Genomic DNA, 26,307 nt, shown 5'->3' with positions numbered 1-26,307 from the left:
CTCGCTGCCGGGTTTTTGCCACAATCACGCCCTTTGCCACCGCTTTCTTGGAACGGGCCCGTCCGGCCCTCAAGCCCCCATGACCGCATCTTCCGCCAGCGCGCCGCGCGCCTTCACCCTCAGCGACTTCGACTTCGCGCTGCCCCCCGAACTCATCGCCCAGCACCCCGCCCCCGAACGCAGCGCCTCGCGCCTGCTCGACGGCCGCCAGCTCCCGCCCACCGACCGCATCTTTCGTGAACTGCCCGCGCAGCTGCGCGCGGGCGACCTGCTGGTGTTCAACGACACCCGCGTCGTCAAGGCGCGCATCTTTGGCGAGAAGGCCAGCGGCGGCAAGCTCGAACTGCTGATCGAGCGCGTGCTCACCGGCCACGAGGTGGTGGCGCACATGAAGGTCAGCAAGAAGCCGCAGAGCGGCAGCACCGTGCACATGGCCGGAGGCCGCCAGGCCGGCGGCTTCGACGCCACCTTGCTGGGCCGCTGGCCGGGCGAGGACGGCCCGCTGTTCCGCTTCGCGCTGCACGGCCCGGCCGGCGAGAGCCCCTGGGAGCTGATGGAGCGCCACGGCCACCTGCCACTGCCGCCCTACATCGAGCGCCAGCAGGCGACCGGCAACGACCCCGACGCGGCCCAGGACAGCCAGCGCTACCAGACGGTGTTCGCCCGCGCGCCCGGCGCCGTGGCCGCGCCCACGGCGGCGCTGCACTTCGACGAGGGCGTGCTGGCCGACCTGGCGGCACGCGGCATCGAGCGCGCCAGCGTCACGCTGCACGTGGGCGCGGGCACCTTCCAGCCGGTGAAAACCGAGAACCTGGCCGAGCATCAGATGCACAGCGAGTGGTACGAGGTGCCCCTGGCCACGCTCGCCGCCCTGGAGCGCTGCCGCCAGCGCGGCGGCCGGGTGGTGGCCGTGGGCACGACGACGGTGCGCACGCTCGAATCCTGGGCGCGCTCGGGCCAGGCCAGCGGCGACACCAATATCTTCATCACGCCCGGTTTCCAATTCCAGGTGGTGGACCTGCTGCTGACCAACTTTCACCTGCCCAAGAGCACGCTGATGATGCTGGTGAGCGCCCTGGCTGGTTACGACCAGGTGATGGCGCTGTACCGCCACGCGATCGCGCAGGGCTACCGCTTCTTCAGCTATGGCGATGCCATGCTGCTGGAACGCCAGGATTTGAAGTAAAAAAGGCCTCCAGCGCTTGCCATGCAAACGCCGGCAGCTATCTATTCAATAGCATTCGGCGCCTCGTGCGCCTGCCGGAAGGCCCGCGCCTGCCCGAAATGCCCGCAGCCGATGAACGGCACCGGCGGGCGCAGGGCCGACAGCGGCGAGGGGTGGTTGGCCGTGAGCACCAGGTGCCCACGGTCGCGGGGAATGACGGCGCGCTTGCTTTGCGCGTGCGAGCCCCAGAGCATGAAGACCACCGGGCGCGGCCCCTCGGCCACGTGGCGGATGACGGCGTCGGTGAGCAGCTCCCAGCCCTGGCCGGCGTGGCTGGCGGGCTGGCCCTCCTCCACGGTGAGCGTGGTGTTGAGCAGCAGCACGCCATTCATCGCCCACTTCACCAGGCTGCCGCCGGGCTGCGGGAAGGCGGGCGGCGGCGTGCCCAGGTCGCGCTGCAGCTCCTTGAAGATGTTGCGCAGCGAGGGCGGCAGCGGCACGCCCGGCGCCACCGAAAACGCCAGCCCTTCGGCCTGGCCCCGGCCGTGGTACGGGTCCTGCCCCAGGATGACCACGCGCGCCTCCTCGGGCGGCGTGAGCTCCAGCGCGCGCAGCGGGCGCGGCGGAAAGATGGTGGCGCCAGCGTCGAGCCGCGCCTGCAGAAAGCCCAACAGCTTGCGGCCGGCCGCGCTGGCAAAGAAGTCTTGCACCAGCGGCTGCCAATCCGGCGCCACGGGCCAGGCGGCCGGGTCAGCACTCTGCAACTGCGTGGGGGCGTTCTGCGGAACATTCATGGTCAAAACGGCCTCCAGCGCTTATCCAGCAAGCGCGAGCAGCTATCAATTTGAAGATCAAGCAAACAGCTTGGCCAGTTCCAGGCCCGGCTCGGGGGCGCGCATGAAGGCCTCGCCCACCAGGAAGGCATGCACGCCAGCGTCGCGCATGGTCTTCACGTCCGCCGGCTTCAGGATGCCCGACTCGGTGACCAGCAGGCGGTCGGACGGCACGTCCTTGAGCATGCCCAGCGTGGTGTCCAGCGTGACCTCGAACGTGCGCAGGTTGCGGTTGTTGATGCCGACCAGCGGCGTCTTGAGCTTGAGCGCCCGCTCCAGCTCGGCGCGGTCGTGCACCTCCACCAGCACGGCCATGTCCAGGCCGCGCGCGATGGCCTCGAAATCCTGCATCTGGGCATCGTCGAGGCAGGCGGCAATCAGCAGGATGGCGTCGGCGCCCATGGCGCGGGCCTCGTACACTTGGTAGGCGTCCACGAGGAAGTCCTTGCGCAGCACCGGGAGCTGGCAACTCGCGCGCGCCTGCTTGAGGTAGTCCACGCTGCCCTGGAAGAACTGCTTGTCCGTCAGCACCGAGAGGCAGGCCGCGCTGACCGTGCCATCGCCCTCTGCGTAGCTCTGGGCGATGTCGGCGGGAATGAAGTCGGCGCGGATCACGCCCTTGCTCGGGCTGGCCTTCTTGATCTCGGCGATCACGGCCGCCTGGCCCTGGGCGATCTTCGCGCGCAACGCGCCCTCGAAGTCGCGCGTGAGCACGCGGCTCTCGGCGTCCTGGCGGATGGTGGCCAGGGGCAGGCGCTTTTGCGCGGCGGCCACTTCTTCGTGCTTGACGGCGACGATTTTGTTGAGGATATCACTCATGGGGAGCTGCCTTGTCGGCCCCTGCAGGGGGCTGTTTCAGAATCTTGACGAACACGCGGTGCATGGCGAAGCCCACCACGATGAACAGCGCCGAGATGCCCAGCGCGATCCACAGGCCGGGGTCTTGCCACATGGCGCTCAGGCCACCGCCAGCGCGTGCGTGCGCGTGACGAGCTGATCGAGCTTGGCTTTTGCCGCGCCCGAGTCGATGGCAGCGCGGGCCTGGGCAATGCCCTCTGCCATGGTCGGCGCCACGTTGGCGGCGTACAGCGCCACCCCGGCGTTGAGGCACACGATTTCGCGCGCGGAACCTGCATCGCCCGCCAGCACGCCCAGCAGCATGTCGCGCGACTGCTCGGGCGTTTCCACCTTGAGCGCGCGGTTGCTGGCCATCTGCAGGCCGAAGTCCTCGGGGTGGATTTCGTACTCGGTGATCTCGCCGTTCTTGAGCTCGCCGACCAGCGTGGCGGCGCCCAGGCTCACCTCGTCCATGCCATCGCGGCCGTACACCACCAGCGCATGCTCGGCGCCCAGGCGCTGCAGCGCGCGCACCTGGATGCCGACGAGGTCGGGGTGGAACACGCCCATGAGGATGTTGGGCGCGCCGGCCGGGTTGGTGAGCGGCCCGAGGATGTTGAAGATGGTGCGCACGCCCAGCTCCTTGCGCACCGGCGCCACGTTCTTCATGGCGGGGTGGTGGTTGGGCGCGAACATGAAGCCGATGCCGATCTCGGCGATGCACTGCGCGATCTGCTCGGGCTTGAGGTTGATGTGCACGCCCAGCGCCTCCATGGCATCCGCGCTGCCGCTCTTGCTGGACACACTGCGCCCGCCATGCTTGCTGACCTTGGCGCCCGCCGCCGACGCCACGAAGGTGGCGCAGGTGGAGATGTTGAAGGTGTTGGCGCCGTCGCCGCCCGTGCCCACGATGTCGACCATGTGCGTGCGGTCCGCCACGTGCACCTTGGTGGAGAACTCGCGCATCACCTGCGCGGCGGCGGTGATCTCGCCGATGGTTTCCTTCTTCACGCGCAGGCCGGTGACGATGGCCGCGGTCATCACGGGCGAGAGCTCGCCGCCCATGATCATGCGCATGAGGTGCAGCATCTCGTCGTGGAAGATCTCGCGGTGCTCGATGGTGCGCTGCAGCGCTTCCTGGGGGGTGATGGACATGGCGGTAAGTCTCCTGTTAAGCGCTGGGCTGGTCGGTGAAGGCCAGCTTGAGTCCGAAGCCGATGAACATGGCGCCCGCCACGCGGTCGAGCCAGTGCATGCCCTTTTGCACGGCGCCGACACGGCGCGCCATCCAAGAGGCGGCCAGCGCCCAGCCCACGTTCACCGGGATGGCGTTGACGTTGAACAGCACGCCCAGCAGCACGAAGGCCAGTGCCTTGTTCTCGGTGCCCGGAGCGATGAACTGCGGCACGAAGGCCAGGAAGAAGATGGCGACCTTGGGGTTGAGCACATTGGTCCAGAAACCGCCGAGGAACACACTGCGCAGCGATGCCGCCACGGGCGTGGCCGCCTGCGCGGCGGCAATGGCGGCGCCGTTGCCGCCCCCGGCGCGTGAGAACAGCATGCGCACGCCCATCCACAGCAGGTAGGCCGCGCCCAGCCACTTGAGCACGGTGAAGGCCGTGGCCGAAGTGGCCAGCAACGCGCCCACGCCCACGGCGGCGGCAAAGATGTGCACGAAACAGCCCGCCGTGATGCCCAGCCCGGCGACGATGCCCGCGCGCGTGCCGGAACGCAGCGCGTTCGAGACGATGTAGAGCACATCGGGCCCGGGCGTGAGGTTGAGCAGCCAGCCGGCGACGATGAACATCAGGAGCTGGTGGGTGTCGATGCTCATGCGCGCTGCTCCAGGAAGTTCTTCAGCATGGCGTGGCCGTGCTCGGTGAGGATGCTCTCCGGGTGGAACTGCACGCCCTCGATGGGCAACTGCTTGTGGCGCACGCCCATGATCTCGCCATCATCGGTCCAGGCGGTGATCTCCAGCACCTCGGGGCAGCTCGCGCGCTCAATGGCCAGCGAGTGGTAGCGGTTCACCGTGAACTTCTCGGGCAGGCCCGCGAACACACCCTTCTGCGTAGTGGTGATGACGCTGGTCTTGCCGTGCATCAGCTCCTGCGCGCGGATGATCTTGCCGCCGAAGGCCGCGCCGATGCTCTGGTGCCCCAGGCACACGCCCAGGATGGGCAGCTTGCCGGCGAAGTGCTGGATGGCCGCCACCGAGATGCCCGCCTCCATCGGCGAGCAGGGGCCTGGCGAGACCACCAGGCGGTCGGGTGCGCGGGCAGCCACGCCCTCGATGGTGATCTCGTCGTTGCGGAACACCTCCACGTCAGCCCCCAGCTCGCCGAAGTACTGGACGATGTTGTAGGTGAAGCTGTCGTAGTTGTCGATCATCAAGAGCTTCATGGCTGGCTCCCTTGCGATGGCGCACGCAGGCGCGCGAACTCGCGGTGTTCGAAGGCGATATAGGCCTCCATCATGCTGCGGTAGATGGCCTCGATGACGTCGGGCTGGCCGCCCTCCTGGGCCGCACGGGCGCGCACGCGCGCCACGATGGCCTCGATGCGCTCCTCGTCGCGCACCTGGTTGGCGTCGTTCTTGATGCGCGCGGCCTGCGTCATGTAGCCGCCGCGCGTCACGAGCAGGGGCACCAGCACGTCGTCGAGCGCGTCGATATGGCGGCGCACGTCTTCCATGGTGGTGCAGTGCTGTGTGTTGTCGATCGCGCGGGTCATTCCAGTCCTTCCTCTACCAGTTCGGCGGCGCGCAGCAGCGCGCGCGCCTTGTGTTCGGTTTCCTTCCATTCCAGCTCGGGCACCGAGTCGGCCACCACGCCGGCGGCGGCCTGCACGTAGAGCGTGCCGTCCTTCACGATGGCGGTGCGGATGGCGATGGCCATGTCCATGTCGCCGGCATAGCTGAGGTAGCCGCAGGCGCCGCCGTAGAGGCCGCGCTTGGTGGGCTCCAACTGGTCGATCAGCTCCATGGCGTGCACCTTGGGCGCGCCGGTGAGCGTGCCCGCCGGGAAGGTGGCCTTGAGCACGTCCATGCTGGTCATGCCGTCGTTGAGGATGCCCTCGACGTTGCTCACGATGTGCATGACGTGGCTGTAGCGCTCGACGCAGAAGGCCTCGGTCACCTTGACACTGCCGGTCTTGGCGATGCGGCCGATGTCGTTGCGCGCCAGGTCGATGAGCATCACATGCTCAGCACGTTCCTTCGGGTCGTTCACCAGTTCCACCTCGGCCGCCTTGTCCAGTTCGGGCGTGGCGCCGCGCGGGCGCGTGCCGGCGAGGGGCCGGATGGTGACCTTCTGGCCCTCGGGCGTGCTCTCCTGGCGCACCAGGATCTCGGGGCTGGCGCCCACCACATGGCTGTCGCCAAAGTGGTAGTAGTACATGTAGGGCGAGGGGTTGAGCGAGCGCAGCGCGCGGTACAGCGACAGCGGCGACTCGGTGTAGCGCTTGTGGATGCGCTGGCCCACCTGCACCTGCATGAAGTCGCCGGCGGCGATCAGCTCCTTGGCGCGCTCGACAGCGGCCAGGTAGTCTGCCTTGGCGAAGTCGCGCTGCGCCGGGTAGCCCTGCGAGGCCTGCACCTGCGGCGCGCTGACCGAGTACTTGAGCTGCTCGCGCAGTTCGCGCAGGCGTTTCTTGGCGTTGCTGTAGGCCTCGGGGCGCGCCGGGTCGGCGTAGACGATGAGGTAGAGCTTGCCCGAGAGGTTGTCGATGACGGCCAGTTCCTCGCACTGCAGCAGCAGGATGTCGGGCATGCCCAAGGTGTCGGGCGGGCAGGAGTTTTCCAGCTTCTTCTCGATGTGGCGCACCGCGTCGTAGCCAAAGTAGCCGGCCAGGCCGCCACAGAAGCGCGGCAGGCCGGGCCGCAGCGCCACCTTGAAGCGCTTCTGGTAGGCGGCCACGAAGTCCAGCGGGTTGCCTGGTGCGCTTTCCACCACCTGGCCGTCGGTCACGACCTCGGTGATGGCCTCGGCGCCGAAGCCGCGCGAGCGCAGCAGGGTGCGCGCGGGCAGGCCGATGAAGCTGTAGCGGCCGAAGCGCTCGCCGCCCACGACGGATTCGAGCAGGAAGCTGTATTTGCCGCCATCCTTGCTGTGGGCCAGCTTCAGGTAGAGCGACAGCGGGGTTTCGAGGTCGGCGAAGGCTTCCGCCATGAGCGGAATGCGGTTGTAGCCTTCGCGGGCGAGGCTTTTGAATTCAAGTTCGGTGATCACGCGGGAGTCTCCCTGCTCGGGCAGCGCGCAGGCCGAAGAAGGGAGGGCGCGCTGCAGTTCATGGGTGGGCCCCGTAGGGGCCGAGGGCGCACGCCGGGGTTGTCCCGGGTGCCGTCAGGTGTTCAGGCAGACAGGCTTACGCCAGGGCCAGGCTCCCCGGTCGCTGCGACCTGTGATGAACACGCGGTGGATGAACATATCCAAAGTGTAGCAAATGCGCCCGTCTTCCTGTCCGGATGGCGTGGGTGACGCACCCCGCCGCCCGGTCACCGCTCGCAAACCCTGATGCGCTTCTCGAAACAGTTTGCAACAATAGGAAGCGAACGATCGTTCTATTTTTGGAGGTACGGATGAACACCCTTCGCAGACAAGCCATCCTGGCGATCACAGCGATGCTGATGGCCGGAAGCGCATTGGCGCAGACCGTCACCGTGGGCGACGTGAAGTACAACGAATCGATCGATCTGCACGGCGCCAAGCTCCAGCTCAATGGCGCCGGCGTCCGCTACAAGGCGGTGTTCAAGGTCTACACCGCCGGGCTCTACCTGGAAAAAGCGGCCGAGACGCAACAGGAAGTCGCGGCGCTGCGCGGCCCCAAGCGCATGTCCATCACCATGCTGCGGGAAATCGACTCGGGCGAACTGGGCAAGCTGTTCTCGCGCGGCATGGAGGACAACATGGACAAGGCCTCCTTCTCCAAGCTCATTCCCGGCGTGCTGCGCATGAGCCAGATCTTCTCCGAGCACAAGAAGCTGGTGGCCGGCGACCAGTTCACGATCGACTGGGTGCCGGGCACCGGCACGGTCATTTCCGTCAAGGGCAAGCCGCAGGGCGAACCCTTCAAGGAGCCGGAGTTCTTCGGCGCGCTGATGGGCATCTGGCTGGGCAACAAGCCGGCCGACTGGAACCTCAAGGATGCCCTGCTGGGCAAGAGCAAGTCTTGACGCCACGCCGCGCCATCGCCCTGCCCCAAGGCCGCAGAGTGCCCGCAGGCGGGGCTGTCGCCTCCCCGACAGAAATTAGAGTTTTCCAGCAGTACCCTCGACACCGGCTCTGCAGTACCCTGCCACTTGTCTGCATGCGCTCCACAGGCACCATGCACCCCTTGGCCCGCCACGAACCGGGCCCACGCTCTCCGGGCCACCCCGCCCCGGCCTACCCCGCGGCCTGACGCACCGCTGCCTCCGTTTCCGACTTTCTCCGCGTACCCGAGATCCACCATGAATATCAGCAAACTCCGCGTCGGTCCCCGCCTGGGCCTGGGCTTTGGCGCCATCCTGCTCATCACCGCGCTGATCGCACTCACCGGCATGTGGCGCATCGGCGCGCTCAAGGAAGCCAGCGAACGCGTGGCCACGCGCGAGATTGAGCAGCGCACCCTGGTGGACGACTGGACCTCGGATGTGCGCCTAAACTGGGTGCGCACCGAGGCCTTCCTCAAGGCCATCGACCCCGGCTACATGGAAAAGCTGACCACCGACACGCAGGCCACGGCCTCGGCCACGGAAACCAAGGCCAAGCGCATCGAGGAACTGGTGCAGAGCGACAAGGGCAAGGCGCTGCTGGGCGACATTGCCACGGCGCGTGGCGCCTACAACGCCAAGCTCACCGAGATCCGCGAGCTGCACCGAGGCGGCGAGCCCAACGTGCCCACCATGGTGGACAACGATCTGCGCCCGCTGGCCGACAAATACCTGCGCTCGCTGGACGAGCTGCGCAGCTTCATGGCCACGCAACTGCGCGAAAGCCAGAACGACACCACCGCCATGGCCAGCGCCAGCCAGGTGCTGCTGGGCACGGGCGCGCTCGCGGCCATCGTGCTGGGCGCGCTGCTGGCCGCTCTGGTCACGCGCTCCATCGTGGCGCCGGTGCAGCAGGGCCGGCAGGCCGCGGAAAAGATCGCCGACGGCGATCTGACGCAGGTGCTCGACACCCAGGCCACGGACGAGACGGGCCAGCTGCTGCACGCCCTGGCCACCATGCAAGGCAAGCTGGCCGCCATCGTGAACAATGTGCGCCGCAGCGCCGAGGGCGTGGCCACCGCCAGCGCCGAGATCGCCCACGGCAACAACGACCTCTCGGCCCGCACCGAACAGCAGGCCAGCGCGCTGGAGCAGACCTCCGCCTCCATGGAACAGCTGGGCTCGACCGTTCGCCAGAACGCCGACAACGCCCGCCAGGCCAACCAGCTCGCCATGAACGCCTCCACCGTGGCGGCGCAGGGCGGCGACGTGGTGGCCCAGGTGGTGCAGACCATGAAGGGCATCAACGACAGCAGCAAGAAGATCGCCGACATCATCACCGTGATCGACGGCATCGCCTTCCAGACCAACATCCTGGCGCTCAATGCGGCGGTGGAAGCGGCCCGCGCGGGCGAGCAGGGCCGGGGCTTCGCCGTGGTGGCCTCCGAGGTGCGCAGCCTGGCCGGGCGCAGCGCCGACGCGGCCAAGGAAATCAAGGCGCTGATCGGCGCCAGCGTGGAGCGTGTCGAGGCGGGCTCCGCCCTGGTCGACCGCGCCGGCACCACCATGACGGAAGTCGTCCAGGCCATCCGCCGCGTGACCGACATCATGGGCGAGATCAGCGCCGCCAGCAACGAGCAGAGCACGGGCGTATCGCAGGTGGGCGAGGCCATCACGCAGATGGACCAGGCCACGCAGCAGAACGCCGCCCTGGTCGAGGAAAGCGCCGCCGCCGCCGACAGCCTGCGCACACAGGCCGCGCAGCTGGTGGAAGCCATGTCGGTGTTCCATACCGGCACCGGCAGCAGCGCCGCCGCCAAGTCGCGCATCGGCGCCACCTCCGAGCGTGGCGTGCCCGCACCGCGGCAGGCCCGCCCCTTGCAGGCCGCCATGGCGGCGCCCCAGCTCGGCAACGGTTGAACCGGGCGGTGGAACACGCGCCCCGCGCCGCTCAGGCGCGCGGGAGCACCAAGTCCCGCAGGGAATCCACCCAGCCATCGGCGTCCACACTGGACACCGGCTGGCCATGGTTATAGCCGTAGGTCACCAGCACCACGGGGCAACCCGCCGCCCGCGCCGCCTGGGCATCGTTGCTGGAATCCCCCACCATCAGCGTGCGCGCGGGCAGGGTGCCAAGCGCCTCGCAGGTCTTGCGCAGGGGCAGCGGATCGGGCTTCTTGCGCTCGAACGCGTCGCCCCCGAACACGCATTCGAAGTAGGACGCGAGGCCTTTGCCGTGCAGCAGCGGCACGGCAAAGGCCGTGGGCTTGTTGGTCAGGCAGGCCATCCGGAGACCCGCATCGCGCAGCGCCCGCAGCCCCTCGGCCACGCCCGGATAAACCCCGGCGAACTGCCCGTTGATGTCCAGGTAATGCCGCTGGTAGCTGGCCCAGGCCTGGGCATAAAGCGCTTCAATTTCAATAGCTGATGGCGCTTTCCCATTCTGGCCTAGAACATGATTGAGCACTGAACGCAGCAGGTGCTCCGAGCCCTTGCCCACCATGCGCTCGATGTGCTGCGGCGCGATGGGCGGGAGCCCCAGGTCGCGCAGCATGCGGCCCAGGGCCTCGGCGAAATCGCCCAGCGTATCGACCATGGTGCCGTCGAGGTCGATGATGGCGGCGTCATAGAGGGCGATATTCATGCAAAACATTGGCGGCCCGCGCCCGGCGCATCACCAGAGCCAGCCTTATCCACGAAAAATTCTGCGGGGTCAGAGGAATTCCACCAAAGTGACGATCAGCACGCCATCGACCACTTTGCTGCCAGATACACGGACACGAACACCATTGCGCATGCCCGATGCCGTTCCGCCAACGAACTTCACGTCCGAGCCGTTGGCATTGGCCAGTTGTCCATTGACACGGAAGTTCGACAAGGACTGGAATTGCGCCACCGGGCCGATCGCCTCGAACACCACGGGGCCACCCGTGCCTGGCACATGGCGGATGCGCAGACGCTCGGCCATCAACTGGCCCTGCACCATGTGTCCGGCCACTTCCAGCTTGACACCGTTGCCAATCGACGTGGCAGGCCCTCCAGTGATCTGCGCATTGGAGGCGTTCACACGCACACCCTGCAGCATGAACGACTGGGTGGAAGCGAAGTCGGTCACGATGCCAAGCAGCGCCACTGGCGCATCCGTGGTGTCAGGCAGGCCGTGTCCGCGCCTGATCTCCGACGCAACGAATGCACCGCCCCCTGCTGCCGGGGTGCCCATCACGTAGACCGGCACCCCTTCATTCAGGGAAGCTGCCGCCCATCCGGCAGCAAAAGCCGCTTGCCCATATGACACCGCCATGCCGTTGAGCTTGAAGCTCATAGCCGACCTGTTCAGCTCACGCACCGTGCCCCACATGCGCTGCGACGACGCGGCCGCCATCCACTGGACCCGCGTGGCACGCATGCGGCCTGCGCCTTCGGGCAATGCATGCACTTGGACGATCTGCCCCGTCTTGAGGGCATCAAGCCCGGCTAATCCTGCATACAGGGTCGCGTCGTCCACGGACACGCGCACCCCCAGCAACTCGAACCAGCCCGCGCCCGCATTCACCGCCGTGACCGTCCCCCGCAATTCAGGCACGGCCAGGACGCTGGTCGCCACACCAGTCAGCAAGCCCGCATCCACTCGGCCACGGACGATCACCGTCATCCCCAATTCCAGACTACCGGAGACATCCTCCGCAACCACCTGTGCAGCGTCTGTATTGAAACGCACACCATTGACAATGATGCTGCCCCATCCGTCGGCCGTACCAATTCCGGCGGCATCTGCGGAAATTCCGGTCCCACCCGAACCCACCCCTCCTGGATCTGAAGGGCCGCTGGCCGTACCGTCCCCGGCACCCGAGCCAGCCCCACCATCGGAACCCGCACCCGTGCCCCCATCGGGACCTGCGCCTGTGCCGGTTCCTCCATCGGTGCCTGTGCCTGTGCCTGTGCCTGTGCCTGTGCCTGTGCCTGTGCCTGTGCCTGTGCCTGTGCCTGTGCCAGCTCCACCATCAGTTCCAGTTCCAGTTCCAGTTCCAGTTCCAGTTCCAGTTCCAGTTCCAGTTCCAGTATCTGTGCCTGTTCCCGCCCCGGTGTCAGTCCCCGTGCCTACGCCTGCAGGCTCACCGCCACCACCGCAGCTTGCCAGGCCCAGAACGACCGATAGAAAAATGGAATACAGCCAGACTTTCATGTGCTTTCCTGACGGAGCGCCTGCTCTTCGCTCCCATGGGATGGCGCATCCGCGATGGCGATACGCCCACCCTCATCCTCATAGTACGCATACACCCCTACACGGATGCGCGCCGTACCAGAACCTTCCGCCTGCTGGTAGGACTGCGTCATTTCCTTCACCAGCTTGTAGTGAACGGCATCCCAGTGCTTTCGGGCCAATTGATGAATCCGCTCGCACTCCTGCAGGGGTATACCAGAAGCGAAGACCGCGCGCTCAAGCATCCGCGGCTCCCTGCCCAGGGTATTGCCCACCGCTGCCAAGAGATGGTCACGGGCATTGTCCCCCACAAAGGCCAGCATGTCGCGCAGACTGTCCACGGGGATGAAGGAGTCTCCACGCAGCTCCACCATTTCGTCCCGCACATTGGCCATGCCCAAGCGAACCAACTCCTCCAGTACCGCCCGGTGATGGACATCGCCGCGTGCCGCCAGGCGAGCCAGCAGCTCGAAGGATGGCCCATCGCCACTGTCCAGTATCGGCAGCCGCCGTCTCTGCGGGTCATCCGTTGCCAGCTGTAGCCAAGCCGTGTAGGCCTTGGTGACCGCCGAACCTTCCGTACTCGGCAAGGTATCGCGCGGCTCCCTGACCCGGGCCGTGACCTCCTTGCGGTTCAGTCCCGTGGTCATGGACAGCTGACTCAAATTGGGACGCTCCACCCCTTTGACATTCCAGAGATGCCGCGCCTCTTCCAAGAGCAACTGGCGCAAGACATCTTCCAGTTGCGCGTGCTTGAGACCCATGGCCAAGGCCAACCGGACCGCAGGCCGCAGTATCCGGGCGATGGCTGATTGTGTCCAGGACAGGCGATCGTGCATGAGGGAGCGGGAAAAAAGGAATTGTGCGTGGTTTTACGTATTTGACGCCCTCTTTCGCTTCATTTAGCCACAAAAGCAACAAACCAAACACGGATGCCGGAATTTCAACAATGCCACTCATCCATTGAAATATGCCGCTCATCGCTATGATGATCGCGTTTTATTGAAATGTGATTTTTTCCCATATACATTTCCTAACAACAGGGTGGTAGGCCTATCGCCCCCCACCTCCGGAGGATCCAAATGCGGCGCTACGCTGGCTTCACACTCATCGAAATGCTGGTCACCGTTGCGGTGCTCAGCATCCTGGCAGCCATTGCCTACCCGTCCTACCAGGATCAGGTCCGCAAATCCCGCCGCGCGGAAGCGCAATCCCTGCTGATGGATATCGGCACCCGCCAGCAGCAGCGGTTGCTGGATGCGCGCAGCTACGCGGCATCGACCGCGGAACTGAACGTCAACATCCCCTCGTCGGTACGGCCGCACTACACCATCACCATCGAGGCGCCTGCGGTGACTCCGCCCACCTTTATCGCCAGGGCCGCGCCAAAACCCGGCCAAGACAAGGACAAGTGCGGAACGATGACCCTGAACAATGCCGGAGCCAAGACACCAGCCAACGGCTGCTGGTGACAGGAGTAAAGCCGTGCCCACCATCCACAAGAGCACACGACCAGCCAGCTGCGGTTTCACGCTGGTGGAGTTGATCATCACCGTGGCGGTGCTCGCCGTGCTGGTTTCCATTGCCACCCCCTCGTTCCGTGACATCCTGGAATCGCAGCGCATGCGTGCTGCGGCGTTCGATCTCATGGCTGACCTGACCCTGGCACGCAGCGAAGCCCTAAAACGTGGCGTCATCCCGGCGCCCGTCACTCTGAGTCCCGCATCCGCAGGCTGGGTGGACGGCTGGAGCATGACCGTTGGCACGGAAATTCTGAGCCAGAGAAACAAAGTGGGTTCAGGAGTGACGCTGACCGGCCCCGCCACCCTCACCTTCGACCGCAACGGACGGGTTTCCAGCACCACCAATGTGGCACGGTTCGCTTTCGTCAACACCAGCGGCAACCGTAAGCGCTGCATCTCTATCGACCCCTCCGGCCGCCCCAAGAGTTCGACCACGGAGTGCCCGACATGACGAACCCGCGCTCAACCCAACAAGGCGTTGCTTTGATCGAAGCGCTGATCGCCATGCTGATCGTGGCATTTGGCGTGCTGGGCTATGTCGGTCTGCAGGCACGGACCACCGTGGCCAACCTGGAGGGCTACCAGCGCTCTCAGGCCCTGATCCTGGTCAACGACATGGCCGAGCGCATCAACCTCAACCGTGCCGATGCACTGTCGTATGTGAGCAATGACATTGGCGCCACCGACCCAGGGGATTGCACCAGCACGGCGCTGACCGTCGTCCAGAAAGACCTCTGCGAATGGTCCAAGCTCATCCAGGGCGCCGCCGAGACCCAGGGCGGAACCAAGTTAGGCGCCATGCTCAAGGCACGGGGCTGCATCACCAACCCCGCCACAAACCAATACCTGCTCGCCGTGGCCTGGCAAGGCGTCCAGGCCAGCGCTGCCCCCGTGAACACCTGCGGCCAAGGAGCCTTCAGCAGCGAAGACATGCGCCGCGTGGTCACTGTGGTCGTACAGATCGCCAATCTAGCTCCTCTGGCACCATGACACACCGATCCATCCCTGCCCGTTATGCGCCCACGCACCAGGCTCATGCCCGGATGCGAGGATTTTCGCTGGTCGAACTGATGGTGGGCATGGCCGTCGGCTTGGTGCTAATTGCCAGTCTCTCGCTGCTTTTCGCCCATACCAGCCGCTCAGGCAACGAACTGGAAAAAAGCATCCGCCAGATCGAGAACGGCCGCTACGCCGTGGAACTACTGCACGAGGACCTGATGCTGGCGGGCTTCTATGGTGAAGTGCCGGCGGACGCATTGACCATGTCCAGCCCCAGCCCCTGCGCCACCAGCGCCACAGCACTTGGCTGGGACGCGTCAATCCCTAACGCACCCAAGGCACCGCTACCGGTCGTGGGACTGACAGACAGCGAGGCGTCGGCGCTCGCATGCCTTCCCAACAGACTGCCAGGCACACGCGCCATTGCCGTGCACAGGCTGGACACAGACATCGTTGCGCCTGCCTCTATCTCCACCACGGATGTGGTCTATGTACAGACATCCCGCTGCATCTCGGATCCGGTGACATCGCCCTTCGTGGCATCCCCAGATCCTAGCGCACTGATCCTGAAGGAGAAGAACTGCACAACGCTGAGTTCCGCCCGCAAATACGTCTCTCGCATCTACTACATCGCCAGTTGCAACGAATGCGGCGTGGACACTGTCCCGACGCTGAAGATGGCGGAGTTGCGCGGCAGTGCCATGACGGTCGTTCCCCTGGCAGAAGGTATCGAGAGCATGGTTCTGGAATACGGTTTTGACACCACGGACCCTCTGGATCCCGATCCCGCCACCAATGCCAGCAAGGGCTTGCCCGAGGTGTTCCTGACAGGACTCAGCGGCGCTGTTGGCGCACGTGACAACGACTGGGCCAACGTGGTCGCCATGCGCATCCATTTACTGTCGCGCACAACCGAACGCTCCAATGGTTATGACGATGCAGGAAAAACCTATGCCCTCGGCCCCATCAGCATCAATGGAGACACCAGTGGCTTCAAACGCAGGGTCTATACCAGCACCGTGCGCATCATCAATGTTGCAGGCCGGCGCGAGTCGCCTCCACCAGCCCCAACCGCCTCATCATGAAAACCAAAGAATCCCAAAACGGCGCCACCCTGGTGGTGGCCCTGATCTTCCTGGTGCTGATGAGCCTCTTTGCCCTCAGCGCCTTCAACAGCTCCAGCAGCAATCTACGCATCGTGGGCAACAGCCAGGCCTTCCAGGAAAGCCTGTCCGCTGCCCAGATGGCCGTGGAGGCCACCATCAGCACGCCGGAGTTTCACAAGAACCCCGACGGGGTGGCGCAATCACCCGTCACGGTGGACATGAACGGTGATGGCACACCGGACTACACGGCGTGGCTCAAACCCGCACCAAGCTGCTACCGTGCCAAGCCGATCCTTCCCAGCGAGTTACCCGCCGCTCCCAAGAATGCGGCCACCACCGACATTTGGGCGCCCTGCCGGCCACCGGTCCGATCCGGCGGCACTTTCGTCGACTCCGACGCGCTGGTCTCGGGCGCCGACCCCGAAAGCTGCGCCAACAGCGAATGGAATGTGCGCGCAGAGGTCAAGGATGCAGCCACCAACACCCAGGTTTCCGTGAACCAGGGCGTCGCCGTGATCGTTTTCGGCAACGAGGTCTCCAGCTATTGCGAATGAACCAGGAGTAACACCATGCCCAGCAAGCTTATCCATCATCTGCGCCGATGGACCGCATGCGCCCTCGGCCTGGTCGCCGCGCTGCCCGCGCTGGCGCAGTACACCAGCGATATTGACATCTACAGCGGCTCGTCCACGACCGATCCACCCAACGTGCTCATCCTGGTGGACAACACCGCCAACTGGAACACCGCGTTCACGAATGAAATCGCGGCCCTGGTGAGCACCATCAACGGCCTGCCAGCCAACCAGTTTCGCGTCGGTCTGATGCTGTTCACCGAAACAGGGAACCCGAACAACAACATCGACGGTGCCTATGTACGCGCGGCCATCCGCAACATGGATACGGACTACAAAGTCAAGTTCATGGCACTGCTCAACAGCCTGCACAAGCTGAACGACAAGTCCAACGGAGGCAAGGCCGGCCTGACCATGGCCGAGGCCTACTACTACTTCACCGGCGCGGCGCCGTATTCGGGCAACCAGAAAGTCAAGACAGACTACCTGGGCAACAACTCCGGCCCCACTCCAGCCTCCAACCTCATCTACCAGCAGCCCAACAACGCGCTGCAATCGTTCGCTGGCACAGCCTACAACAGCCCTGTCGTCAATGGCTGCGCGCGCAACTACATCATCTACCTCAGCAATGGCGCGGCACAGGACAACAACAGCGACAACACCAATGCCTCGAACCGCCTGAGCAACGCCTACTCCAGCGTCAACTTGAGCCGTCCGGCGGACCTCGCGCTCACGCCCAACGGCTCGCAAAGCAACGTGGCTGACGAATGGGCACGGTTCATGAAGAAATCGCCGTCCAACATCACCACCTATACGCTGGACGTGGACCCCATCACCACCGGCCAGGGCCCGGGCTGGAGCGCTTTGCTCAAGAGCATGGCCGGGGAGAGTGGCGGCGAGTACTTCGCCGTCAGTTCCAGCGGTACCCAGATCGCAGAAAAGCTGGCGGCCATCTTCAACCAGATCCAGGCCGTCAACAGCGTGTTCTCGTCCGCTAGTCTGCCGGTGAGCGTGAACTCCCGTGGCACCTACCTCAACCAAGTCTTCATGGGCATGTTCAGGCCGGACGCCGACGCCAAGCCCCGCTGGCGCGGTAACCTCAAACAGTACAAGTTCGGCTACGACGTCGCCACCGACTCGCTGTTCCTAGCCGACTCCACCGGCAACCCCGCCATCAGTGGCGCGACCGGCTTCATCTCACCCTCGGCCGTTTCCTACTGGACAGGCACCAGTTCCTTCTGGGTCAATCAGCAGATGGGCACGCCCCTTAGCTCTTCCGATTCGCCGGACGGTGAAGTGGTGGAAAAAGGCGGCGCCGCCCAGCAGATCCGCACCGTCTATGCCACGAACCAGGCCACGCGGCATGTGTACACCTGCATCAGTTGCGCAGCCAACACCAACTTGGCTTCCAGCGCGACCGCCCAGTTCTCCACCGCCAACAGCAGCAGCATGGCGGCCATTGCATCGGACAGCACGCAACGCGACCTAATCATCAATTGGGTGCGCGGCTTGGACAATGCAGGCGACGAAGATGGCCCGGGCTCACCCACCACTATCCGTCCCGGCGTGCATGGCGATGTACTGCACTCCCGCCCGGCCGTGGTGAACTACGGCACCGCCGCCACCCCCAACATCGTGGTGTTCTATGGCACCAACGACGGGATGTTGCGCGCCGTCAACGGCAACCAGTCCGGCACCGGCGCCGGCCAGGAGCTGTGGAGTTTTATCCCCGAGGAGCATTTCCCCAAGCTTTCGCGACAGCGCGGCAACGCCCCGGAAATCCGCCTCTCGACCACCGTCGTCGTGGATGAATCCTCTCCCAGCAAGCCCCAGCCACGCGATTACTTCATGGATGGCCCGATCACGATCTATCAAAAAATCGCCGCCGACGGCAGCAACACCAAGGTATACCTGTATTCCACCATGCGCCGGGGCGGGCGCTTCCTCTACGCCCTGGATGTCACCAACCCCACCCAACCCCTGTACCTGTGGCGGCGCGCCCATACAGACACAGGCTTCGCCAAGCTGGGCCAAACCTGGTCCGAGCCTCGCGTGGCCAAGCTCAAGGGGCGCACCAATCCCGTGCTCATCATGGGTGGCGGCTATGACGCTGCCGCCGAGGATCTGGCCACCCCAGGCACGACCACGATGGGCAATGCCGTGTTCGTGCTCGATGCCTTCGACGGTTCACTGATCAAGCGTTTCGACACCGACCGCAGCGTCACGGCTGATATCGGAGTGATGGATTCGGATCTGGACGGCTATACCGACCGCGCCTATGTCGTGGATACCGGTGGCAACATCTATCGCATCGACCTTGAAACCAGTACTGCCCATGACACCAGCGTCTGGGACATCTACAAGATAGCGGCATTGGACGGAGGCGCCCAGCGCAAGTTCTTCTTCGCGCCCGATGTGGTGCCGACACCCACCTTCACCGCCATCCTGGTCGGGTCCGGCGACCGGGAAAAACCCCTGCAGCTCACGGGCTCCGACGCCTTCTTCACGGTGTATGACGACCGCATGGCCAAGGGAACGCCATCCCCGGTGCCGTCACCCGTCACCACGCTGGGCAAGGTGGGAACGAGCCAGAACATGGACGCCGGCTGCTACATCGAACTGGCCACGGGCGAAAAGGTGGTGAACGCATCGACCACGTTCCGGGGCGTCACCTACTTCGGCACCAACAAGCCCACGCCACCAGCCCCCAATGTGTGCAAGGCCAACCTGGGCGAGGCACGCACCTATGCGGCCCCGCTGTTCTGCCGGACGCCGTATTCCGAGAAGCTCGAAGGCGGTGGCCTGCCTCCCAGCCCCGTGGCCGGCTTCGTCACCATCACCTATGAACAGACGAATCCCGATGGAACGACCACCACCGTCACCAAGCAAAAGGACTTCATCATCGGCGCCCCGAACTCCAAGAAGTCCGCCATCGAGACCGGCAAGTCCACGGGCTCGCTGAGCGCACCGCGCAAGCGCCGTTACTGGTATCAGGAGAATGCCCGCTGAAGGCGTGTCATTTCTACAATGCCAAAGGGCCGACGGATCGTCGGCCCTTTTTCTTGGTTACCCGGATGATGGGGACTTCAGCCACCCAGCTGCGCACGCATGGTGTCGATGACCCCTCGGTAATCGGGCTTGCCGAAGATGGCGCTGCCAGCGACGAAGGTGTCAGCTCCCGCGTTGGCCACGCGGCGGATGTTGTCGACCTTGATGCCGCCATCGACCTCCAGGCGGATGTCCTTCCCGCAGGCGTCGATGCGCTTGCGCACGGCCTCGATCTTGCGCAAGGCCGAGTCGATGAAACTCTGGCCGCCAAAGCCGGGGTTCACGCTCATGATGAGGATGAGGTCGATGTCGTCGATCACCCAGTCGAGCACATCCAGCGGCTCGGCGGGATTGAACACCAGACCAGGCTTGACACCCTTGGAACGGATGGCCTGGATGCTGCGGTGCACATGGCCCGAGGCGTCCGGATGGAAGCTGATGTAGTCGGCGCCCGCGTCGGCGAAAGCGGCGGCCAGGGCGTCCACGGGCTGGATCATCAGGTGCACGTCGATCGGCACCGCCACGCCGGCGGGCGTCTGGGCGTGCTGCTTGAGCGCCTGGCAGACCATGGGGCCGAAGGTGAGGTTGGGCACGTAATGGTTGTCCATGACGTCGAAATGGATCCAGTCGGCACCGGCGGCGATGACATTCCGCACTTCCTCGCCCAGGCGGGCGAAATCGGCGGACAGGATCGAAGGGGCAATGCGGAAGGTACGGCTCATGCCGCCATTGTCGCAGTTACCATGCGCCCCATCATGTCCCTGTCCAAGTACCAGTTCGACGTGGCGGTGCTGCCCGAGTACCTGCCCGACCAGTCGGAGCCCGGCGAGGGCGTGTACAGCTTCGCCTACACCATCACCATCACGAATGCCGGCACGGTGGCGGCCCAGCTGATCTCGCGCCACTGGACCATTTGCGACGCGCTGGGCCACACCGAGGAGGTCCAGGGCCTGGGCGTGGTGGGGCAGCAACCGCTGCTGCAGCCCGGCGAGTCCTACCAGTACACCAGCGGCTGCCGCCTGCGCACCGCCACCGGCACCATGCATGGCAGCTACCACTGCGTAGCCGAGGATGGCACGGCGTTCAGCGCGTCCATCCCGCTCTTCCTGCTGGAGGCCAGCGAACCAGGCGCGAGGGTGCTGCATTGAGCCGCCCCGGCACGGAGCTGGACCGCCTGCTCGCCGCGCTGGACCCGCGCGCCGGCCTGGCCGCCCGCCACCTGTGGCTGGTGCACCTGCTGGCCTGGGTGCGTGGCGGCCAAGAATCCCCGGCCGCCGCGCTGGAGCGGGTGCGCCAGTTCCTCGACGCCGTCGAGGCCGACCCGGATCTGCGGTCACGGCTGCGCGCCTGGTGGGCCACGCTGGTGGACACGGTGGACATGACCACCCTGCTGGCCGACTTCGGTTTCGCGCCACGCACCGCGCTGGTCAGCGAAGTGGCCGAGCGCCTGCGCCGCAAGCTGCTGCCCAGCAGCCCGGAGACCATCGACGCGTCCGAGCTGTTCAGCCTGGCCCTGCCCACGGCGTTCGACGCCCGGTGGCTGGCGGCGTTGCAGGCGCAGGACCTGCAGCGGCTGGCGGCCCTGCTCTCGGAGAACGACGGCCCCAGCGCCCTGTGGCAACGCATCCTGCTCGACGCCATCACCTACTGCGCCGGGCAGATCCTGGCCACCGGCTTCGCGCCCGAGCTGCGCCTGCGCATGAGCGAGGCGGCGCGCGAGGCCCAGCCCTTCCACGCGCTGACCCGCGACGTGGAAAGCCTGCGCGTGGAGGTGCTGCGCGGCCTGCGTACGCGCGAGCGGCTCGACGAGGCCGCGCAGCGCCTGCGCGAGCGCCTGGAGGCCTGCCGCGCGGCGGCGGCCACGGTGTACCCGCATTTCGAGGACAACGGCATCTCGGTCGGCCTGGTGTTCCTGCTGCGCCAGTTGCGCGAGCGCATCCTGCGCGTGCGCGCCCTGCTCGACTGCGTGCTCTCGCCCACCCCGGCCGCCAGCGCTGCGCAGTTGCTGGCGCAGCTGGTGCTGGTGGGGCAGGAGCGGCGCAGCCTGCGCGCGCTGCTGGCGGCCAACTCGTCCATCCTGGCGGCCAAGGTGGCCGAACGCAGCGCCGAGACCGGTGAACACTACATCACCCGCACGGCGGCGGAATACCGCGCCATGGTGGCCCAGGCCGCGGGCGGCGGTGCCGTGATGGCGTTCACCACGCTTATCAAGTTCGCGCTCTATGCGCTGGCCCTGTCGGCCTTCTGGGGCGGTTTCTGGGCGGGGGTGAACTATGCCGCGAGCTTCGTGCTCATCCAGCTGCTGCATTTCACGGTGGCCACCAAGCAGCCCGCGATGACGGCGCCCGCCATGGCGGCGCGGCTCAAGGAACTGGACACGGGCGCGGGCGTGGAGCCCTTCGTGGACGAGGTCACCCACCTCGTGCGCTCCCAGGTGGCGGCCGTGCTCGGCAATGTGCTGGTGGTGTTCCCGGCCGTGTGGGGCCTGGCCCAATGCCTGGCCTGGGCCAGCGGCCAACCCGCCATCAGCCCGGAGACGGCCACGCATGTGCTGGAGTCGCTGCACCTGCTCGGCCCCTCGGTCCTGTTCGCCGCGTTCACCGGGGTGCTGTTGTTCACTTCCAGCATCATCGCGGGCTGGACGGAAAACTGGTTCGTGCTGCACCGGCTCGACTCGGCCTTGCGTTACAACCCGCGCATCACCCGCTGGCTGGGCGGCGAGCGCGCCGCGCGCTGGGCGCGCTTTCTGCGCGCGAACATCTCGGGCTTCGCCGCCAACATCTCGCTGGGCTTCATGCTCGGGCTCGTTCCCGCGTTCGCTGGCTTCTTCGGACTGGGGCTGGACGTACGCCACGTGACGCTGTCTTCCGGACAGCTGGGGGCCGCCAGCGCCGCGCTGGGCCTGGAGGTGCTGCACCTGCCGGCCTTCTGGTGGGCCGTGGCCACCCTGCCGCTGCTGGGCGCGTTCAACGTCGCCGTGAGCTTCTACCTGGCCTTCCGCCTGGCGCTGCGTGCCCGCAACGTGAGCGGGGTTGATCGCTCCCGCATATACACTGCCATCCGTGCGCGCCTGCGCACCGCTTCCCTGAGCTTTTTCATGCCTGAGCGCCGCGCGCCCTGAACAGGGCGGCCCCGGCCGGGCGCCCGGGTCCTTCCGCTGTCCTACAGCAAGGCCTGGCATTCGCCCGTAAATTCAGGACACCGCCCAGGCGGTTCGCTTCCCACCCGTCACCCTGGGCCGGGAGGGCCGAGCTGCCTGTCCGCCCCCCCGGGCCACACCCGAACGACGGAGAGGACACATGACATGAACGAAATCCTGAGCTTCTGGGCGCAATGGCTGCGCCCCTCGGCCGGACTGCCCACGGTGCAGTGGTCGCTGCTGCTGGCCGTGGCCGCCATGACCGGCTACCTGTTCCAGCGCCACATCGGTCTGCCCAAGGTGGTGGGCTACTCGCTGGTCGGCACCGTGGCCGGCCTGGCGGGCTTCAGCGGCGCCGTCTGGCCGCTGCAAGGCATCGGCCTGTTCCTGCTGGAGCTGGGCATCGCCATCGTGCTGTTCGAGTGCGGCGGGCGCATCCCGCTGCGCTGGTTCCGGCACAACCCCATGGTGCTGGTGCAGAGCATCGCCGAGTCGGCGCTGACCTATTTCGCGGTGCTCTGGGTGCTGCTGTGGCTGGACGTGCCCGAGCGCGCCGCCGGCCCGCTGGCCATCGTGGCGCTCGCCGCCTCGCCCGCCGTTCTCACGCGCGTGGTGTCCGACACGCGCGCCGCCGGCCCGGTGACCGAGCGCGCCATCGTGCTGGCCACGCTCTCCACGCTGTACGCGCTGACGCTGGGCAGCGCGCGCGCCGAGCTCATCAACCGCAGCTCCATCGGCCTGCTGGACACGGTCTATCCCGTGATGGTGGTGCTGGGCGTCTCCATCGTGGTGGCCACGCTGCTGGCCCTGGCGCTGCGCCTGGCGCTGCGCTTCATGAGCCCGACGAGCGAGAACACCTCCATGCTGCTGCTGGCCCTGGTGGCCGCCGCCACGGCCGTGGCGGCGCACATGGGCGGCTCGGCGCCGCTGGCGGCGCTGCTGGCCGGCATGCTGCTCAAGCAGATGCACCAGCGCCCCTGGGCCTGGCCGCGCCAGCTCGGCAACGCCTCGTCGCTGCTGACCATGCTGATGTTCGTGCTCGTTTCCACCGTGGCCGCGCAGGCCGACTGGAGCGCCCCCGTGGCCGGCGTGGTGCTGGCGTTGATCGCCGTGCGCCTGCTGGCCAAGGCCGTGGGCGTGGCGCTGGGCAACGTGGGCAGTGGCGCGAGCTGGCAGCAGGCGCTGTGGACGGGCTGCGCGATGACGCCGATGTCGTCCATCGCGCTGCTGATCGCCTCGCAGTTCGTGCTGGCCTCGCCCTCCACGGGACACCTGATCGCGCGCGTCGCGCTGCCCGCCATCCTGCTCATGGAGGTGCTGGGCGCGGTGATCGCCACCGTGGCCATCTACCGCGCGGGCGAAAGCTCCAAGCCCTGGGCGCCCCTGTCCCGCAACCGCAACGGAGAAAACCATGGGTCTTGAAGCCTTCCACCATTCCGAACCGCTGACGCTGGGCGTGGAACTGGAGCTGCAGCTCGTCAACACCCACGACTACGACCTCGCTCCCTACGCCGAGGACATGCTGCGCCTCATGAAGAAGATACCCCTGCCCGGCAGCGTGGTGCCCGAGATGACCAACAGCATGATCGAGATCTCCACCGGCGTCTGCCACAGCAGCAGCGAGGTGCTGGGCCAGCTCATCCCGATCCGCGACGCGCTGGTGAAAAGCGCCGACAAGCTCAACATCGCCGTGGCCGGCGGCGGCACGCACCCGTTCCAGCAGTGGCACGAGCGGCGCATCTACGACAAGCCGCGCTTCCAGGAGCTCTCGCAGCTCTACGGCTACCTGAGCAAGCAGTTCACCATCTTCGGCCAGCATGTGCACATCGGCTGCCCGGACGCCGATGCCGCCCTGCTCATGCTGCACCGCATGAGCCGCTATATCCCGCACTTCATCGCGCTCTCGGCCTCCAGCCCCTACGTGCAGGGGCAGGACACGCAGTTCGACTCGGCGCGGCTCAACTCGGTGTTCGCCTTTCCGCTGTCGGGCCGCGCGCCCTTCGTGCTGACCTGGGAGGCCTTCGGCCAGTTCTTCGACAAGATGACGCGCACCGGCGTGGTCAAGAGCATGAAGGACTTCTACTGGGACATCCGCCCCAAGCCCGAGTACGGCACCATCGAGATCCGCGTGTTCGACACCCCGCTGACCATCGAGCGCGCCGCCGCGCTCGCCGGCTTCGTGCAATCGCTCGGCGCCTGGTTCCTGGCCGATCAGCCCTTCATGCCCGAGGAGGACGACTACCTCGTCTACACCTACAACCGCTTCCAGGCCTGCCGCTTCGGGCTGGACGCGGTCTACGTGGACCCGTCCACGGGCGAGCACATGCCGCTGCGCGAGCACATCCTGCAGACCATGGACCGCATCGCCGGCCACGCCGCCACGCAGGGTGCCACGGGCGCCCTGCACCTGCTGCGCGGCGAGGCCAGCGCGGGCCAGAACGATGCCCGCTGGCTGCGCGAATGCCAGCGCGAGGAACAGCTGCTCGCCGAGGTGAGCCGGCAGGCCGCGCTGCGCTTCCGAGGAGTGAATTAACCCCCCCCTGAGCCGCTTCGCGCCTTCCCCCGGGGGGACGCCGCCAGTGCGGCGGGGCGGCCCTTGCACGGCGGCCGCTGGTCTGAAGCAGGCCAGTACCCAGCCCGCGTGGGCCATCATGACGGCACTGCCATTGATACACCGCACAATCGAACCCCATGGGTGAATTCGACCTGATCGCGCGCTACTTCACGCGCCCAACGCGCCGCGCCGTGCTGGGCGTGGGCGACGACTGCGCGCTGCTCGCGCCCGCGCCGGGCATGCAACTGGCTGTCTCCAGCGACATGCTGGTCGAGGGTCGGCATTTCTTCGCCGACGTGGACCCCGAGGCCCTGGGCCACAAGGCGCTGGCCGTGAACCTGTCCGACCTCGCCGCCTGCGGCGCGCGGCCGCTGGCCTTCACGCTGGCGCTGGCGCTGCCCCGCGTTCAAGAGCCCTGGCTCGAAGCCTTCGCGCGCGGCCTGCTGCGCCTGGCCGACGCGCACGGGTGCGAACTCGTGGGCGGCGACACCACGCAGGGCCCGCTGAACCTTTGCATCACCATCTTCGGCGAAGTGCCTGCGGGCCAAGCCCTGCTGCGCGGCGGCGCGCGCGCGGGCGAGGACATCTGGGTCAGCGGCACGCTGGGCGACGCCCGGCTGGCGCTGGAGGCACTGCTGGGCCGCGCCCCGCTGCCCCCGGCCCTGCTGCAGGCCGCGCGCCAGCGCCTGGAGCGGCCCACACCGCGCGTGGCATTGGGCCAGGCCTTGCGCGGCGTCGCCAGCGCCGCGCTCGACGTGAGCGACGGGCTGCTCGGCGACCTGGGCCACCTGCTGCGCGCCTCGGGCGTGGGGGCCTGCATCGACACCTCGGAAACTATCAAATTGATAGCTGCTGGCGCTGATCCAGAAAGCGTCAAACCCCAATTTGACCTTGAACTTCTGCACCAGTGCACGCTGGCCGGCGGCGACGACTACGAACTCGTCTTCACGGCGCCCGTGGCGGCGCGCGCCGCCGTCGAGGCGGCGGGCCGGGCGACGGGCACGCCCGTCACGCGCATCGGCCGCACCGAGGCCGCACCGGGCCTGCGCCTCATCGACGCGCAAGGCCGCGCCGTCACGCGAAGCTACGCCTCGTTCGACCATTTCGCTTGAACACCCCAGTCCCCGGAGCCCGTTCACT

The 26,307-nt window shown here is 66.5% G+C and carries 26 protein-coding genes; 14 read left to right on the top strand and 12 right to left on the bottom strand.

From position 1 onward, the window contains the following. The first annotated feature begins 79 nt into the window (after window positions 1-79). The gene (gene queA / locus D8S75_RS14065) at window positions 80-1,186 is read left to right on the top strand and encodes a tRNA preQ1(34) S-adenosylmethionine ribosyltransferase-isomerase QueA (protein WP_119966982.1); all 1,107 of its coding nucleotides are present in this window, start codon (window positions 80-82) and stop codon (window positions 1,184-1,186) included. Window positions 1,187-1,227: 41 nt separating this feature from the next. On the opposite strand, the gene D8S75_RS14060 is transcribed toward queA, so the two are convergent. From D8S75_RS14060 to trpE, 8 genes are read right to left on the bottom strand one after another with little or no spacing between them, the layout of a single operon-like run. Continuing rightward, window positions 1,228-1,959 (bottom strand): uracil-DNA glycosylase, encoded by a 732-nt coding sequence (locus D8S75_RS14060; RefSeq protein WP_119967036.1) that lies wholly within the window; start codon window positions 1,957-1,959, stop codon window positions 1,228-1,230. A 57-nt stretch (window positions 1,960-2,016) separates the two neighbouring features. Next, window positions 2,017-2,817, bottom strand: coding sequence for an indole-3-glycerol phosphate synthase TrpC (gene trpC, locus D8S75_RS14055; protein WP_119966981.1), 801 nt, complete (start codon window positions 2,815-2,817; stop codon window positions 2,017-2,019). Further along, complete coding sequence (locus D8S75_RS17595) at window positions 2,810-2,950, bottom strand: hypothetical protein (protein WP_198673215.1); 141 nt, start codon at window positions 2,948-2,950, stop codon at window positions 2,810-2,812. The genes trpC and D8S75_RS17595 overlap by 8 nt, the downstream gene beginning before the upstream one ends. Before the next feature lie 5 nt (window positions 2,951-2,955). Next, the gene (trpD, locus tag D8S75_RS14050; RefSeq protein ID WP_119966980.1) at window positions 2,956-3,990 is read right to left on the bottom strand and encodes an anthranilate phosphoribosyltransferase; all 1,035 of its coding nucleotides are present in this window, start codon (window positions 3,988-3,990) and stop codon (window positions 2,956-2,958) included. Between the two features lie 16 nt (window positions 3,991-4,006). Next, a complete protein-coding gene (locus D8S75_RS14045) occupies window positions 4,007-4,669 on the bottom strand; it encodes a LysE family translocator (protein WP_119966979.1) in 663 nt (220 codons plus the stop codon). Next, complete coding sequence (locus D8S75_RS14040; protein WP_119966978.1) at window positions 4,666-5,238, bottom strand: aminodeoxychorismate/anthranilate synthase component II; 573 nt, start codon at window positions 5,236-5,238, stop codon at window positions 4,666-4,668. Before D8S75_RS14040 ends, D8S75_RS14045 begins: the two co-directional genes overlap by 4 nt. Further along, window positions 5,235-5,567 carry a chorismate mutase gene (locus tag D8S75_RS14035; RefSeq protein WP_119966977.1) on the bottom strand — a complete coding sequence of 111 codons (333 nt, stop codon included), beginning with the start codon at window positions 5,565-5,567 and terminating at the stop codon, window positions 5,235-5,237. The genes D8S75_RS14040 and D8S75_RS14035 overlap by 4 nt, the downstream gene beginning before the upstream one ends. Then, on the bottom strand, window positions 5,564-7,063 hold the full coding sequence (gene trpE, locus D8S75_RS14030) for an anthranilate synthase component I (RefSeq protein WP_119966976.1): 1,500 nt from the start codon (window positions 7,061-7,063) through the stop codon (window positions 5,564-5,566). Before trpE ends, D8S75_RS14035 begins: the two co-directional genes overlap by 4 nt. Window positions 7,064-7,413: 350 nt before the next feature. On the opposite strand from trpE, the gene D8S75_RS14025 reads away from it, so the two are divergent. Both D8S75_RS14025 and D8S75_RS14020 read left to right on the top strand, forming a co-directional pair. Continuing rightward, window positions 7,414-8,007 (top strand): chalcone isomerase family protein, encoded by a 594-nt coding sequence (locus D8S75_RS14025; protein WP_119966975.1) that lies wholly within the window; start codon window positions 7,414-7,416, stop codon window positions 8,005-8,007. 276 nt (window positions 8,008-8,283) lie between these two features. Next, complete coding sequence (locus tag D8S75_RS14020; RefSeq protein WP_119966974.1) at window positions 8,284-9,945, top strand: methyl-accepting chemotaxis protein; 1,662 nt, start codon at window positions 8,284-8,286, stop codon at window positions 9,943-9,945. 31 nt (window positions 9,946-9,976) lie between these two features. On the opposite strand, the gene gph is transcribed toward D8S75_RS14020, so the two are convergent. The 3 genes from gph to D8S75_RS14000 all read right to left on the bottom strand — a co-directional run bounded on the left by gph (window position 9,977) and on the right by D8S75_RS14000 (window position 13,065). Then, the gene (gene gph, locus D8S75_RS14015) at window positions 9,977-10,669 is read right to left on the bottom strand and encodes a phosphoglycolate phosphatase (protein WP_119967035.1); all 693 of its coding nucleotides are present in this window, start codon (window positions 10,667-10,669) and stop codon (window positions 9,977-9,979) included. Window positions 10,670-10,738: 69 nt separating this feature from the next. Continuing rightward, complete coding sequence (locus D8S75_RS17880) at window positions 10,739-12,208, bottom strand: DUF5666 domain-containing protein (protein WP_269814001.1); 1,470 nt, start codon at window positions 12,206-12,208, stop codon at window positions 10,739-10,741. Then, window positions 12,205-13,065 carry a DUF6502 family protein gene (locus D8S75_RS14000; RefSeq protein ID WP_232829053.1) on the bottom strand — a complete coding sequence of 287 codons (861 nt, stop codon included), beginning with the start codon at window positions 13,063-13,065 and terminating at the stop codon, window positions 12,205-12,207. Before D8S75_RS14000 ends, D8S75_RS17880 begins: the two co-directional genes overlap by 4 nt. Window positions 13,066-13,308: 243 nt before the next feature. Here D8S75_RS14000 and D8S75_RS13995 point away from each other — a divergent pair, with 243 nt between their 5' ends. From D8S75_RS13995 to D8S75_RS13970, 6 genes are read left to right on the top strand one after another with little or no spacing between them, the layout of a single operon-like run. Then, complete coding sequence (locus D8S75_RS13995) at window positions 13,309-13,698, top strand: type IV pilin protein (protein ID WP_119966971.1); 390 nt, start codon at window positions 13,309-13,311, stop codon at window positions 13,696-13,698. Window positions 13,699-13,711: 13 nt separating this feature from the next. Beyond that, window positions 13,712-14,200 carry a GspH/FimT family pseudopilin gene (locus D8S75_RS13990; RefSeq protein WP_232829051.1) on the top strand — a complete coding sequence of 163 codons (489 nt, stop codon included), beginning with the start codon at window positions 13,712-13,714 and terminating at the stop codon, window positions 14,198-14,200. Further along, window positions 14,197-14,739, top strand: a complete 543-nt coding sequence (gene pilV / locus D8S75_RS13985) for a type IV pilus modification protein PilV (protein ID WP_119966969.1) — start codon at window positions 14,197-14,199, stop codon at window positions 14,737-14,739. The genes D8S75_RS13990 and pilV overlap by 4 nt, the downstream gene beginning before the upstream one ends. Then, window positions 14,736-15,833 carry a PilW family protein gene (locus D8S75_RS13980; RefSeq protein ID WP_232829050.1) on the top strand — a complete coding sequence of 366 codons (1,098 nt, stop codon included), beginning with the start codon at window positions 14,736-14,738 and terminating at the stop codon, window positions 15,831-15,833. Before pilV ends, D8S75_RS13980 begins: the two co-directional genes overlap by 4 nt. After that, window positions 15,830-16,408, top strand: coding sequence for a pilus assembly PilX family protein (locus D8S75_RS13975; RefSeq protein WP_119966967.1), 579 nt, complete (start codon window positions 15,830-15,832; stop codon window positions 16,406-16,408). Before D8S75_RS13980 ends, D8S75_RS13975 begins: the two co-directional genes overlap by 4 nt. Before the next feature lie 15 nt (window positions 16,409-16,423). After that, on the top strand, window positions 16,424-19,435 hold the full coding sequence (locus D8S75_RS13970; protein WP_119966966.1) for a pilus assembly protein: 3,012 nt from the start codon (window positions 16,424-16,426) through the stop codon (window positions 19,433-19,435). Window positions 19,436-19,512: 77 nt separating this feature from the next. On the opposite strand, the gene rpe is transcribed toward D8S75_RS13970, so the two are convergent. Continuing rightward, entirely contained in the window at window positions 19,513-20,196 is a 684-nt protein-coding gene (gene rpe / locus D8S75_RS13965) for a ribulose-phosphate 3-epimerase (RefSeq protein WP_119966965.1), read from the bottom strand. Between the two features lie 39 nt (window positions 20,197-20,235). On the opposite strand from rpe, the gene apaG reads away from it, so the two are divergent. The 5 genes from apaG to thiL all read left to right on the top strand — a co-directional run bounded on the left by apaG (window position 20,236) and on the right by thiL (window position 26,279). Continuing rightward, on the top strand, window positions 20,236-20,622 hold the full coding sequence (gene apaG, locus D8S75_RS13960) for a Co2+/Mg2+ efflux facilitator ApaG/CorD (protein WP_119967033.1): 387 nt from the start codon (window positions 20,236-20,238) through the stop codon (window positions 20,620-20,622). Further along, window positions 20,619-22,595, top strand: coding sequence for a transporter-like protein TlpB (gene tlpB, locus D8S75_RS13955; RefSeq protein ID WP_119966964.1), 1,977 nt, complete (start codon window positions 20,619-20,621; stop codon window positions 22,593-22,595). The genes apaG and tlpB overlap by 4 nt, the downstream gene beginning before the upstream one ends. A gap of 183 nt (window positions 22,596-22,778) precedes the next feature. After that, window positions 22,779-24,035 (top strand): cation:proton antiporter, encoded by a 1,257-nt coding sequence (locus tag D8S75_RS13950; protein WP_119966963.1) that lies wholly within the window; start codon window positions 22,779-22,781, stop codon window positions 24,033-24,035. Next, a complete protein-coding gene (locus D8S75_RS13945) occupies window positions 24,025-25,146 on the top strand; it encodes a YbdK family carboxylate-amine ligase (RefSeq protein ID WP_119966962.1) in 1,122 nt (373 codons plus the stop codon). The genes D8S75_RS13950 and D8S75_RS13945 overlap by 11 nt, the downstream gene beginning before the upstream one ends. A gap of 158 nt (window positions 25,147-25,304) precedes the next feature. Continuing rightward, window positions 25,305-26,279: a thiamine-phosphate kinase gene (gene thiL / locus D8S75_RS13940; protein ID WP_119966961.1), complete on the top strand. Its 975-nt coding sequence runs from the start codon at window positions 25,305-25,307 to the stop codon at window positions 26,277-26,279. The last annotated feature ends 28 nt before the right edge of the window (window positions 26,280-26,307 follow it).

The organism is Simplicispira lacusdiani, from assembly GCF_003604195.1.
In the GTDB taxonomy this organism is placed as follows: domain Bacteria; phylum Pseudomonadota; class Gammaproteobacteria; order Burkholderiales; family Burkholderiaceae_C; genus Simplicispira; species Simplicispira lacusdiani.
Note: the sequence above shows the minus strand (reverse complement) of the source record. Positions and strands in the feature narration are given on the sequence as shown.

Coding starts and splice junctions, on each gene's coding strand:
- queA (WP_119966982.1), top strand. CDS start 80: ATGACCGCATCTTCCGCCAGCGCGCCGCGCGCCTTCACCCTCAGCGAC.
- D8S75_RS14060 (WP_119967036.1), bottom strand. CDS start 1,959: ATGAATGTTCCGCAGAACGCCCCCACGCAGTTGCAGAGTGCTGACCCG.
- trpC (WP_119966981.1), bottom strand. CDS start 2,817: ATGAGTGATATCCTCAACAAAATCGTCGCCGTCAAGCACGAAGAAGTG.
- D8S75_RS17595 (WP_198673215.1), bottom strand. CDS start 2,950: ATGTGGCAAGACCCCGGCCTGTGGATCGCGCTGGGCATCTCGGCGCTG.
- trpD (WP_119966980.1), bottom strand. CDS start 3,990: ATGTCCATCACCCCCCAGGAAGCGCTGCAGCGCACCATCGAGCACCGC.
- D8S75_RS14045 (WP_119966979.1), bottom strand. CDS start 4,669: ATGAGCATCGACACCCACCAGCTCCTGATGTTCATCGTCGCCGGCTGG.
- D8S75_RS14040 (WP_119966978.1), bottom strand. CDS start 5,238: ATGAAGCTCTTGATGATCGACAACTACGACAGCTTCACCTACAACATC.
- D8S75_RS14035 (WP_119966977.1), bottom strand. CDS start 5,567: ATGACCCGCGCGATCGACAACACACAGCACTGCACCACCATGGAAGAC.
- D8S75_RS14025 (WP_119966975.1), top strand. CDS start 7,414: ATGAACACCCTTCGCAGACAAGCCATCCTGGCGATCACAGCGATGCTG.
- D8S75_RS14020 (WP_119966974.1), top strand. CDS start 8,284: ATGAATATCAGCAAACTCCGCGTCGGTCCCCGCCTGGGCCTGGGCTTT.
- gph (WP_119967035.1), bottom strand. CDS start 10,669: ATGAATATCGCCCTCTATGACGCCGCCATCATCGACCTCGACGGCACC.
- D8S75_RS17880 (WP_269814001.1), bottom strand. CDS start 12,208: ATGAAAGTCTGGCTGTATTCCATTTTTCTATCGGTCGTTCTGGGCCTG.
- D8S75_RS14000 (WP_232829053.1), bottom strand. CDS start 13,065: ATGCACGATCGCCTGTCCTGGACACAATCAGCCATCGCCCGGATACTG.
- D8S75_RS13995 (WP_119966971.1), top strand. CDS start 13,309: ATGCGGCGCTACGCTGGCTTCACACTCATCGAAATGCTGGTCACCGTT.
- pilV (WP_119966969.1), top strand. CDS start 14,197: ATGACGAACCCGCGCTCAACCCAACAAGGCGTTGCTTTGATCGAAGCG.
- D8S75_RS13980 (WP_232829050.1), top strand. CDS start 14,736: ATGACACACCGATCCATCCCTGCCCGTTATGCGCCCACGCACCAGGCT.
- D8S75_RS13975 (WP_119966967.1), top strand. CDS start 15,830: ATGAAAACCAAAGAATCCCAAAACGGCGCCACCCTGGTGGTGGCCCTG.
- D8S75_RS13970 (WP_119966966.1), top strand. CDS start 16,424: ATGCCCAGCAAGCTTATCCATCATCTGCGCCGATGGACCGCATGCGCC.
- rpe (WP_119966965.1), bottom strand. CDS start 20,196: ATGAGCCGTACCTTCCGCATTGCCCCTTCGATCCTGTCCGCCGATTTC.
- D8S75_RS13950 (WP_119966963.1), top strand. CDS start 22,779: ATGAACGAAATCCTGAGCTTCTGGGCGCAATGGCTGCGCCCCTCGGCC.
- D8S75_RS13945 (WP_119966962.1), top strand. CDS start 24,025: ATGGGTCTTGAAGCCTTCCACCATTCCGAACCGCTGACGCTGGGCGTG.
- thiL (WP_119966961.1), top strand. CDS start 25,305: ATGGGTGAATTCGACCTGATCGCGCGCTACTTCACGCGCCCAACGCGC.